Origin of the sequence: Cellulomonas sp. A375-1, from assembly GCF_001040865.1 — a bacterium.
GTDB lineage: Bacteria > Actinomycetota > Actinomycetes > Actinomycetales > Cellulomonadaceae > Cellulomonas > Cellulomonas gelida.
Genome location: NZ_LFKW01000150.1, coordinates 51,079 through 62,110 on the forward strand (window position 1 = coordinate 51,079; position 11,032 = coordinate 62,110).

Sequence of the window (11,032 nt, forward strand, 5' to 3'; positions counted from 1 at the left end):
GGCCCGGCTGGACGACGAGCTGTCGTCGTCGACGGGGACGACCGTCGCGGTCCAGGCGAACGACGTGCAGGCCACCCTCGAGCCGCAGACGGCGGGCCTGTCGTTCGACGCGCAGGCGACCGTCGACGGGCTCACGGGAGTCGACCTTGCCGACCCGCTGCGCCTGTGGCACCAGGTCGCGGGCCTGGGCGAGAGCGACCCGGTGACGCAGGTCGACGAGGCGAAGCTGACGGGTGCGCTCGAGGCGCTCGGGACGTCGCTCTCGCTCGCCCCGGTCGACGGCGCGGTGCTGTTCGTCGACGGCGGTGCGGTGCTCACCGACGCGGCCGAGGGCTGGGCGCTCGACGAGGACGCGGCGGCCGACGTCGTCGCGCGGGACTGGCTGGTCGCGGCGCAGCCGATCGTGCTGCCGACGCAGGTCGTCGAGCCGGCGATCACGCAGGCCGCGGCCCAGGCCGCGCTCGACGAGGTCGCGGAGCCGCTCGTCTCGGCGCCGATCTCGGTGACGGTCGCGGACAAGCTCGCGGTGCTGCAGCCCGCGACGCTCGCGGCCGCGGCCTCGATGCAGCCGGAGGACGGCCGGCTCGTCCTGCAGCTGGACGGCGAGGCACTCGCTCAGGAGGTCGTCGCGCAGCTGCCCGAGGGCGTGCTGACGTCGGCCTCGGACGCGCACTTCGAGTTCCAGGACGACAAGCCGGTGCTGGTCCCGGGCGAGCCCGGCACGACCGTCGCGGCCGACGACGTCGCGAGCGCGGTCGCCGCGGTCGCGGACGCGCAGGACCGCACGGCGGCCGTGGAGCTGTCGCAGACCGACCCGTCGGAGACGACGGAGGCGATGGAGAAGCTCGGGATCAAGGAGATCGTCTCCGAGTTCTCGACGCCGCTGACGAGCGAGCCGCGCCGCACCAAGAACATCGCGCAGGGCCTGGCGAACATCTCGGGCGTGCTCGTCCGCCCGGGTGAGACGTTCAGCCTGACGGACTCGCTGGGCCCGATCGACGGCGCGCACGGGTTCGTGCAGGCCGGTGCGATCGTCAACGGCGAGCACTCCGACGCGTGGGGCGGCGGGCTGTCGCAGGTGTCGACGACGACGTTCAACGCCGCGTACCTCGCGGGCATGGAAGACGTCGACCACACGCCGCACAGCGAGTGGTTCTCGCGGTACCCCGAGGGTCGTGAGGCGACCATCTTCACGGGCAGCATCGACATGAAGTGGAAGAACACCACGCCGTACGGTGCGCTCGTGCAGGGCTGGGTCTCGGGCGGTCGCGCGTACGTGCGGATCTGGGGCACCAAGTACTACACGGTCGAGTCGACGACGAGCGGGCGCTCGGGCGTCGTGCAGCCGTCGACCGTCTACTCCGACTCGAAGACCTGCTCGCCGCAGTCCGCGGGCAACCCCGGGTTCTCGGTGACGGTCACGCGCAAGCTCTTCCTCGACGGCAAGCTCGAGGAGACCACGTCGAACTCGTGGCGGTACAAGCCGCAGAACCGCGTGGTGTGCGGCGAGCCGCCGAAGAAGGACGACGAGGAGAAGGACTGACGCCCGGCGTCAGTGACGTCGTGCGCGCCGCTCCGGCGGCGGCGGGATGGGCTTCCACAGCACCACGTCGCCCCCGGAGATCCGGGCCGGCCCGTGCGACGTGTCGAGCGTCAGGCCGTCGTCGTCCACGTGCAGGACCACGCCGAGGACGTCGGTGAGGTGCGGCCCGTCCGGCGCCGGGTCCTGCAGGCGCCGGCGGACGACGACGCGCGTCCCGGCCGTCGCGTCCCGCCAGGACCGCGGAGTGGTCGAGGTCACGGCTCGTCCAGCCCGTCGCAGGGTGGACACCAGGTCGTGTGCGCGCGCATGTGGGGAATACTAGGGACGACCCGTCAAGTGGAGGACCTGCCGTGACGTATGTGATCGCTGAGCCTTGCGTGGACGTCAAGGACAAGGCGTGCATCGAGGAATGTCCCGTGGACTGCATCTACGAGGGCAAGCGGTCGCTGTACATCCACCCGGACGAGTGCGTGGACTGCGGGGCGTGCGAGCCGGTCTGCCCGGTCGAGGCGATCTACTACGAGGACGACGTCCCCGAGCAGTGGAGCGAGTACTACAAGGCCAACGTCGAGTTCTTCGACGACCTGGGCTCGCCCGGCGGTGCCGCGAAGATGGGTGAGATCGACAAGGACCACCCGATCATCGCGACGCTGCCGCTGCGCGTCCACGGTGACTGAGCCCGCATGGGCTTGCTGACCGGGGCGCTGCCGGACTTCCCCTGGGACACGCTGACGCCGTTCGCGCAGGTCGCGCGGGCTCACGAACGCGGGATCGTCGACTTGTCGGTCGGCACCCCGGTGGACCCGACGCCCGCGGTGGTGCGCGAGGCCCTCGTCGCGGCGGCTGACTCGCCGGGCTACCCGCAGACGCACGGCACGCCCGCGCTGCGGGAGGCGGTCGTGCGCTGGTTCGCGCGCCGCCGCGGCGTCGCAGGTCTCGACCCGGCCGGGGTCCTGCCGACGGTCGGCTCGAAGGAGCTCGTCGGGCTGCTGCCCTCCCTGCTCGGCCTGGGCGCTGGTGACGTCGTGCTGCACCCCGCGGTCGCGTACCCGACGTACGACGTGGGTGCGCGCCTCGCCGGCGCGAGCCCGCAGCCGTGCGCGGACCCCGCTGCCCGGCTCGCGGAGGGCTCCGGCGACGTCCGCCTGGTGTGGCTCAACTCGCCGGCGAACCCGCACGGCGCGGTGCTCGGCGTCGACGAGCTCGCGGCGGTCGTCGCGGCGGCGCGCGAGGCAGCGCGGCGGGACGGTCGGCCGGTCGTCGTCGCGTCCGACGAGTGCTACGCCGAGCTCGCCTGGGACGAGCCGTGGGTCCGCGAGGGCGTGCCGAGCATCCTCGACCCGCGCGTCACGGGCGGCGACGTGAGCGACCTGCTCGCGGTGTACTCGCTGTCGAAGCAGTCGAACCTCGCGGGGTACCGCGCGGCGTTCGTCGCGGGCGACCCGGCGCTCGTCGGCCGCCTGCTCGAGACGCGCAAGCACATCGGGATGATCGTGCCCGGTCCCGTCCAGGCCGCGATGACAGTCGCGCTCGACGACGACGAGCACGTCGCGCAGCAGCGTGAGCGCTACCGCGCGCGACGCGTGCTGCTCCGCGCGGCGCTGCAGGACGCGGGCTACGTCGTCGACGAGTCGGCCGCGGGGCTGTACCTGTGGGTGCGGCCCGAGGGCGGGCAGGACTGCTGGCAGACCGTGGCCGACCTGGCCGGGCTCGGCATCCTCGTCGCGCCGGGCTCCTTCTACGGGCCCGCCGGCGCCGGGCACGTGCGCGTCGCGCTGACGGGCTCCGACGAGCTGATCGCGGAGGCCGCTGCTCGCCTGCGCGGCGCCTGACAGGATGGGGTGTGACTTGATTCACACCGGATCGGATCGTCCCAGGATTCGTCACCTGGTGTCGGCCGCAGGTACGGTCGACGAGGCCAACGGAGGCCTCTCCCGGCTGTCGAGCCGACGTCGGTGACGACTCGCGCGCAACCGCGCGCAGGTCCGTCGCAGGAAGGAACGCCATGTCCGAGACCCTCACCGCACCGGTCCAGCTGGTGGTGCACGGCCAGGCGAAGGACCTGCCGGTCGTCGCCGCTACCGAGGGCAACGACGGCGTGGTGGTCTCCACCCTGCTGCGGGACACCGGCCTGGTGACCGTGGACCCCGGCTTCATGAACACCGCGTCCTGCGAGTCGAAGATCACCTACATCGACGGCGACGCGGGCATCCTGCGCTACCGCGGGTACCCGATCGACCAGCTCGCCGAGAAGGCGAGCTTCCTCGAGGTCGCCTACCTGCTCATCCACGGCGAGCTGCCCACACCGGCCGAGCTCGACGCGTTCGAGGAGCGGGTCAACCGGCACACGCTCGTGCACGAGGACTTCCGCACGTTCATGGGCACGTTCCCGCGCGGCGCGCACCCGATGGCCGTGATGTCGTCGGCGATCAACGCGCTGTCGACGTTCTACCCGGAGTCGCTCGACCCGTTCGACCCGGAGACCGTCGAGCTCGCGACGGTGCTCATCCTGGCCAAGACGCGGACCATCACGTCGTACGTGCACCGCACGTCCAAGGGCGAGCCGCTGCTCTACCCGGACTACAGCCGCGGGTACGTCGAGGACTTCCTGCGCATGACGTTCGCGGTCCCGTACCAGCAGTACGAGCCCGATCCGGTCGTCGTCGAGGCGCTCGACAAGCTGCTCATCCTGCACGCCGACCACGAGCAGAACTGCTCGACCTCGACGGTGCGGATCGTCGGCTCGTCGCACGCGAACCTCTACGCGAGCGTGGCCGCGGGCATCAACGCGCTGTCGGGGCCGCTGCACGGCGGCGCGAACGAGGCTGTCCTCACGATGCTCGCCGAGATCCAGGCGAACGGCGGCGACGCGACCGACTTCATGACGCGCGTGAAGAACAAGGAGCAGGGCGTCCGGCTCATGGGCTTCGGGCACCGGGTCTACAAGAACTACGACCCGCGCGCCGCGATCGTCAAGGAGAGCGCGCACGCGGTCCTCACCGCGCTGGGTGCGGCCGACGAGCTGCTCGACATCGCCATGAAGCTCGAGGACATCGCGCTGAGCGACGACTACTTCATCTCGCGCAAGCTCTACCCGAACGTCGACTTCTACACGGGGCTGATCTACAAGGCCATGGGCTTCGACCCGTCGATGTTCACGCCGCTGTTCGCGCTCGGCCGGATGCCCGGCTGGATCGCCCAGTGGCGCGAGATGATGACCGACCCGGCCACCAAGATCGGCCGCCCGCGCCAGGTCTACACGGGCGCCGTCGAGCGCGACTACGTCCCTGCCGACCAGCGCTGACGTCCATCCCGCGCTGACGTGAGCGGCACGCGCACCCCCGGACCGGCCCCGGCCGGTGGGGGTGGCGCGCTGCCGCCGGGCGTCCGCGGCCCGCTGTCCGTCGTCGCGTTCGGCTGCGAGGTCGGTCTGCTCGTGCTCGCGGGGGTCACGGGCTGGCGCCTCGGGATGCTCGCGGACGTGCCCGGGCGCAGGGCGCTCGCGGCGGTCGTCGCCGTGCTCGTCGTGTCCGCGGTCGTGATCGTCTGGGCACGCTGGAACGCGCCTCGCTCACCGTCGCGCCTGCGCTGGCCGCTGCGCTACCTGACCCAGCTCGCGCCGTTCGTCGCGGTCGCGCTGCTCGCGGCCCTCGTCGGCCTCGGCTGGTGGGGCGCGATCCTCGCGTTCGTCGCCGCGGTCGCGTTCGGCCTCTCCCGAGGCAACGCCCCCACCCCACCCCCTGACTCCCGCCCCGCCTGACTCCGGCCACCTGCTACCCGGACCCCTCGATGCAGCGATGGATGCAGGGTTGGTGGCGGCCACGTGCACCTGCGCTGCATTCATCCCTGCAGCGAACGGGTGCGGACGGGTGGGTCAGGGGGCGAAGGTGAGGCGGACGTCGCCCGTGGGGAGGGGCGCATCCGTCGTGGCCCAGGCCGTCGAGGTGCGGGCCCAGCTCTGGTCGGCGACGTCGACGCTCGTCGTCCCGAGGGTCTGCGCGGTGGCGACCGCCCACGCGGCGACGGCCCAGGCCTGGCGCTCGGGGGCGTCACCCAGGGCCCCCGCGTGCACGACGAGGGTCGCGGGCTTGTCCTCGGACGCGGGGACTCGCTCGTGCGCGAGGTCACCGAAGTCGCGCACGAGCCGCTCGGCGGCGGCCTCGGGCGTGCCCGCGGCCTCGGGGTCGGGCAGCGTGCACGTGAGGGCCGCGGGGGAGTGGCCGGTCAGCGCCGACGCCCAGGCCCGGGACCGGGTCTCGTGCTGCGCGTACGCGTCCGGGAAGCCCGAGCGCTGCACGGCCTGCGCGGCGACGGTGACCTCGAGGTCCTCGTAGCCGTCGACCTTGACGAGCCCGTCGTAGAACTTCCCCGTCGAGTAGACGGGGTCCATGATCTCCTCGATCGTGCCCCAGCCCTGCGAGGGGCGTTGCTGGAACAGACCGATGGAGTCGCGGTCGCCGTAGTCGATGTTCTCGAGCCGCGACTCCTGCAGGCCCGTCGCGATCGCGATCGTGACGGCCCGCGCCGGTAGCCCGCGTCGCTGCGCCATCGCGGCGAACAACGCCGCGTTCTGCGCCTGGTCGGGGCTCAGGCTCCAGTCGGTGTCGTCGACCGTGACCGCGCAACGCGCGACGAGCGGCGCGTCCGGCTGGAGCCGGTCGAGCGCAGCGACGACGACCGCGGCGGCGACCCCGAGCACGACGACGAACGCCGTGAGCCCGAGCAGCACGCGTGCGGCCGTCGAGCGGCGTCGTCGGCGCGGACGGCGAGCCACGGTCAGTTCGCGTGCAGCGCCGCGTTGAGCTCGACGCCCGTGCCCGCGCGCGCGACCGCCTCGACGCCCCCGGTGAGCGAGTTGCGGCGGAACAGCACCCCGTTCGCGCCGGACAGCTCGCGTGCCTTGATGACGCGGCCCGAGCCCTCGCCGAACCCGACGAGCGTCACCTTGGTGCCCGCGGTCACGTACAACCCGGCCTCGACCACGCAGTCGTCACCGAGCGCGATGCCCAGGCCGGCGTTCGCGCCCAGCAGCGTGCGCCGGCCGATCGAGACGACCTCGCGCCCGCCGCCCGACAGCGTGCCCATGATGGACGCGCCGCCGCCGATGTCCGAGCCGTCGCCGACGACGACGCCCGCCGAGATGCGGCCCTCGACCATCGACGTGCCCAGCGTCCCGGCGTTGAAGTTGACGAAGCCCTCGTGCATCACGGTCGTCCCGGGCGCGAGGTGCGCCCCGAGGCGGACCCGGTCGGCGTCGGCGATGCGGACGCCGGACGGGAGCACGTAGTCGACCATGCGCGGGAACTTGTCGACGCCGAAGACGGTCGGCGCGACGCCCGTGACCGCTCGCAGGCGCGCACGCGTCGTCTCGAAGCCCTCGACGGCGCACGGACCACGGTCCGTCCAGACGACGTTCGGCAGCGCCGCGAAGATCCCCTCGAGGTTCACCCCGTGCGGTGCGACGAGCCGGTGCGACAGCAGGTGCAGCCGCAGGTACGCGTCGCAGGTGTCGGCGGGCGGGGCGTCCAGGTCGATCACGGTCCGGACCAGGCGCACCCGCACGCCGCGCGCGTCGTCGTGGCTCTCCTGCAGCTCCGCCGGTGCGGACGCGCCCTCGTCGGGCTGACCGAGGACGGGAGCGGGGTACCAGGTGTCGAGGGTGATGCCGTCGAGAGTGGTGGTCGCGAGACCGAACCCCCAGGCGGGGCGAGAAGTCATGCGGACCAGCCTACGGTGACCTGGACGGTTACCCGTGGGTAGCCCTCGTGGCGCGGCCTAGGCTCGGGGGCGTGACGCATCCCCTCCTCGACCCGCACGGCGACCTCGTCGCGCTCACGCGGGCCATCTGCGACGTCCCCTCGGTCTCCGGCGACGAGCGTGCGCTCGCCGACCTCGTCGAGGAGGCGCTGCGGACCGCGCCGCACCTCGAGGTCCTGCGCGACGGCGACGCGGTCGTCGCCCGGACGCACCTGGGCCGCGGCTCGCGCGTCGTCGTCGCGGGGCATCTCGACACGGTGCCGGTCGCGGACAACCTGCCGACGCGCCTCCAGGACGGCTACCTGTGGGGTCGCGGGACCGTCGACATGAAGGGCGGGGTCGCGGTCGCGCTCGCGCTCGCGGTGCAGGTCCCCGAGCCCACGCGCGACGTCACGTGGGTGTTCTACGACCACGAGGAGGTCGCGTCCGAGCTCAACGGGCTGGGGCGTCTGGTCCGCCACCACCCCGAGTGGCTCGCGTGCGACTTCGCGGTCCTGGGCGAGCCGTCCGACGGCGGCCTCGAGGGCGGCTGCAACGGGACGCTGCGCGCGGAGGTCCGGCTCAGCGGTGTGGCCGCGCACTCGGCGCGCGCGTGGGTGGGCGTCAACGCGGTGCACGCCGCGGGCGAGGTGCTGCGCCGGCTCGAGGCGTACGAGCCGCGGTCCGTCGAGGTCGAGGGACTCGTGTACCGCGAGAGCTTCAACGCGGTGCTCATCAGCGGCGGCTCGGCGACGAACGTCATCCCGGCCTCGTGCGTCGTCACCGTCAACTACCGCTTCGCGCCGTCGCTCACGCCCGATCAGGCCGAGGCGCACGTGCGCGAGGTGTTCGCGGGCTACGAGGTGGTCGTGACCGACGTGGCCGCGGGCGCCCGGCCCGGCCTCGACGCGCCCGCCGCCCAGGAGTTCGCGCGCGCCGTGCTCGCGGTCACCGGGGGTGCACCCGCGCCCAAGTACGGCTGGACGGACGTCGCCCGGTTCGCCGAGCTCGGCATCCCGGCCGTGAACTTCGGGCCCGGCGACCCGTTGCTCGCCCACAAGGACGACGAGCGGTGCCCCGTCGACCAGCTCCAGGCGTCGTTCGACGCCCTGCGCCTCTGGTTGACCTCCTAGGCTCGCCCCATGAGCGACGACGGACAGCCGGAGCCGGGCCGCGGCTACCGCAAGGGCCCCGTGCTGCTGCGCGGGCAGCAGATCCCCACGAGCACCTCCGACCAGCGGCTGCTGAGCCGCCCCGTGGGCGGTGCGAGCTGGCTGCACGACGACCCGTGGCGCGTCATGCGCATCCAGTCGGAGTTCGTGGAGGGGTTCGGCGCGCTGGCCGAGGTCGGGCCCGCGGTGAGCGTGTTCGGCTCGGCGCGCACCCGGGCCCACGAGCCCGCGTACGCGCTGGGGGTCGACGTCGCGCGGCTGCTCGTCGAGGCGGGGTACGCGGTCATCACCGGCGGCGGCCCCGGGATCATGGAGGCCGCGAACCGCGGCGCCAAGGAGGCGGGCGGCGTCTCGATCGGTCTCGGCATCGAGCTGCCGTTCGAGCAGGGCATGAACGACTGGGTCGACCTGGGCGTCAACTTCCGCTACTTCTTTGCGCGCAAGACCATGTTCGTCAAGTACTCCGAGGGCTTCATCGTGCTGCCGGGCGGCTTCGGCACGTTCGACGAGCTGTTCGAGGCCCTCACGCTCGTCCAGACGCACAAGGTGATCGAGTTCCCGATCGTGCTCGTCGGGCGTGACTACTGGCAGGGGTTGCTCGACTGGATCTCAGGCCCGGTCGTCGCCGCCGGGCTGATCTCGCCGGTCGACCGGGACCTCCTCCAGGTGGTCGACACCGCCGAGGAAGCGGTCGAGATCGTCGTCACGCGCGGTGCGGAGCTGCGCCGGCAGGAGGAGGCGGCTGTCGCCGAGGCCGCACAGGCGCAGCAGGAGGCGCAGGCCTCCAGCGACGCGTCGTGAGCCTGCCGGGCGTGCCCGCCGCGGGGGCGGTCGTGCGCCTGCGCGACCGTGAGCTCGGGCTGGACCGACCGGTCGTGATGGCCGTCGTCAACCGCACCCCCGACTCCTTCTACGCGCCCGCGCGGTACGACGAGGCCGGCGCCGACGCGGCCGTGGCGCGCGCCGAGGAGGAGGGCGCCGACATCGTCGACCTCGGCGGCGTGCGCGCCGGCCGGGGGCCGCGGGTCGAGCCCGACGAGGAGATCGCGCGCGTCGTGCCGCTGATCGAGCGCGTGCGGCGCCGGCACCCGGACCTGCTGGTCAGCGTCGACACGTGGCGCTCGTCGGTCGCGCGTGCCGCCGCGCTCGCGGGTGCGGACCTCGTCAACGACACGTGGGCGGGGCACGACCCGGAGCTCGTCGCGGTCGCGGCCGAGCACGGGCTCGGCGTCGTCTGCTCGCACACCGGGGGTGCGCGCCCGCGCACCGACCCCTTCCGCGTCACCTACCCGTCGTCGCCCGCCGAGCGCGCACCCCGGGAGCATCCGGACGACGAGCGTCCCGACGACGAGCAGGACCCGCTCGACGGGGTCGTCGACGACGTCGTCGCGACGCTGGCCGCGGCCGCCCGTCGCGCGGCCGACCTCGGCATCGACCCCGCGAGCGTGCTCGTCGACCCGACGCACGACTTCGGCAAGAACACGTGGCACTCGCTGCACCTCGTGCGCCGCACGCCCGCGCTGGTGGCACTCGGGTACCCCGTGCTCATGGCGTTCTCCCGCAAGGACTTCGTCGGTGAGAGCCTCGGCCTGCCGCCCGAGGAGCGCCTCGAGGGCACGCTCGCGGCGACCGCGGTGGCCGCCTGGCTCGGTGCGCGCGTGTTCCGCGCGCACGACGTCGCCGCCACGCGCCGCACGCTCGACATGGTCGCGACGATCCGCGCGGAGCGGCTCCCCGAGCGCGTGGTCCGAGGTCTGGCATGAGCGGGACGTCGAGCCCCGACGAGGCCGCCGCGACCTCGGGGACACCCACGATCACGGCGGCCGACCACCCGGCGCCCGAGCCGGCGGCCGTCCGTCCTCGGCGGCCCTGGTGGGACCCGCGCGGCTGGTCGTGGTGGGTGCAGGTGCTCGCGGTGTACGCGCTCGCGCGCGGCGCCACGGCGCTGATGCTCCTGTACTCGGCCGCGCACCAGGGCGCGACGCCGTGGGCGGGTGAGCACCCGTCGTACGCGCAGATGACAGGCTTGTTCTGGGATGCGGGCTGGTATCACCGCATCGCGGAGGAGGGGTACCCGAGCGAGCTCCCGGTCGACGCGAACGGCTACGTCCAGCAGAGCGCGTGGGCGTTCTTCCCGCTGTACCCGATGCTCGTGCGCGGCCTCATGGGCATCACGACGCTGAGCTGGGAGGTCGTCGCGCCGACGACGTCCCTCCTGCTGGGTGCGGCTGCGGTGCTCCTGATCCACCGCGCGGTCGCCTCGGGCGCTCCCCGGGCCGTCACGGCGTGGCCGGGGCTGCCGCTCGCGACCGTCGTGCTCGTGAGCGTGTTCCCGACGTCGCCCGTGCTGCAGGTCGCGTACACCGAGTCGCTCGCGCTGCTCCTGGTCGCGGCCGGGCTGCTGCTGCTCGTCCGCCGGCACTACGTCGCGACCGCGGGCGTCCTGGTGCTGCTGGGCCTGACCCGCGCGGTCGCCCTGCCGATGGCGCTCGTCGTCGGCGTGCACGCGCTCGCCCGGTGGCGCGCGTGGCGGCGCGGTGACGAGCCGCTGCCGGCACGGGACGTCGTCGCGGTCGGCGGG

At 73.4% G+C, this 11,032-nt stretch carries 11 protein-coding genes and 1 pseudogene; 9 read left to right on the forward strand and 3 right to left on the reverse strand.

Going from position 1 to position 11,032, the window contains the following annotated elements:
* A partial coding sequence (locus CWIS_RS16190; RefSeq protein WP_053071793.1) for a VanW family protein occupies positions 1–1,543 on the forward strand: 1,543 nt, incomplete at its 5' end.
* A gap of 9 nt (positions 1,544–1,552) precedes the next feature.
* Here the strand turns inward: CWIS_RS16190 and CWIS_RS16195 are convergent.
* Positions 1,553–1,801: a hypothetical protein gene (locus CWIS_RS16195; RefSeq protein WP_048344370.1), complete on the reverse strand. Its 249-nt coding sequence runs from the start codon at positions 1,799–1,801 to the stop codon at positions 1,553–1,555.
* A 92-nt stretch (positions 1,802–1,893) separates the two neighbouring features.
* Between CWIS_RS16195 and fdxA the strand changes: the two genes are divergently transcribed.
* From fdxA to CWIS_RS16215, 4 genes are all read left to right on the forward strand, one after another.
* Complete coding sequence (gene fdxA / locus CWIS_RS16200) at positions 1,894–2,220, forward strand: ferredoxin (RefSeq protein WP_013772042.1); 327 nt, start codon at positions 1,894–1,896, stop codon at positions 2,218–2,220.
* A 6-nt stretch (positions 2,221–2,226) separates the two neighbouring features.
* A complete protein-coding gene (dapC, locus tag CWIS_RS16205; RefSeq protein ID WP_048344371.1) occupies positions 2,227–3,375 on the forward strand; it encodes a succinyldiaminopimelate transaminase in 1,149 nt (382 codons plus the stop codon).
* Positions 3,376–3,548: 173 nt separating this feature from the next.
* Positions 3,549–4,847, forward strand: coding sequence for a citrate synthase (locus tag CWIS_RS16210; protein ID WP_048344372.1), 1,299 nt, complete (start codon positions 3,549–3,551; stop codon positions 4,845–4,847).
* An 18-nt stretch (positions 4,848–4,865) separates the two neighbouring features.
* Positions 4,866–5,303, forward strand: coding sequence for a YrdB family protein (locus CWIS_RS16215; RefSeq protein ID WP_053071794.1), 438 nt, complete (start codon positions 4,866–4,868; stop codon positions 5,301–5,303).
* Between the two features lie 114 nt (positions 5,304–5,417).
* Here the strand turns inward: CWIS_RS16215 and CWIS_RS16220 are convergent, their stop codons facing one another.
* Both CWIS_RS16220 and dapD read right to left on the reverse strand, forming a co-directional pair.
* Complete coding sequence (locus tag CWIS_RS16220) at positions 5,418–6,317, reverse strand: hypothetical protein (RefSeq protein ID WP_048344373.1); 900 nt, start codon at positions 6,315–6,317, stop codon at positions 5,418–5,420.
* 2 nt (positions 6,318–6,319) lie between these two features.
* Positions 6,320–7,261, reverse strand: coding sequence for a 2,3,4,5-tetrahydropyridine-2,6-dicarboxylate N-succinyltransferase (gene dapD / locus CWIS_RS16225; RefSeq protein ID WP_048344374.1), 942 nt, complete (start codon positions 7,259–7,261; stop codon positions 6,320–6,322).
* Positions 7,262–7,332: 71 nt separating this feature from the next.
* On the opposite strand from dapD, the gene dapE reads away from it, so the two are divergent.
* From dapE to CWIS_RS19095, 4 genes and pseudogenes are all read left to right on the forward strand, one after another.
* Complete coding sequence (gene dapE / locus CWIS_RS16230) at positions 7,333–8,412, forward strand: succinyl-diaminopimelate desuccinylase (protein ID WP_082156544.1); 1,080 nt, start codon at positions 7,333–7,335, stop codon at positions 8,410–8,412.
* A 9-nt stretch (positions 8,413–8,421) separates the two neighbouring features.
* Positions 8,422–9,252 carry a TIGR00730 family Rossman fold protein gene (locus CWIS_RS16235; protein WP_048344376.1) on the forward strand — a complete coding sequence of 277 codons (831 nt, stop codon included), beginning with the start codon at positions 8,422–8,424 and terminating at the stop codon, positions 9,250–9,252.
* A complete protein-coding gene (gene folP, locus CWIS_RS16240; RefSeq protein WP_048344377.1) occupies positions 9,249–10,214 on the forward strand; it encodes a dihydropteroate synthase in 966 nt (321 codons plus the stop codon). Before CWIS_RS16235 ends, folP begins: the two co-directional genes overlap by 4 nt.
* Positions 10,211–11,032, forward strand: a pseudogene (locus CWIS_RS19095) (hypothetical protein); the annotation flags it as partial. The gene folP and the pseudogene CWIS_RS19095, both read left to right, overlap by 4 nt.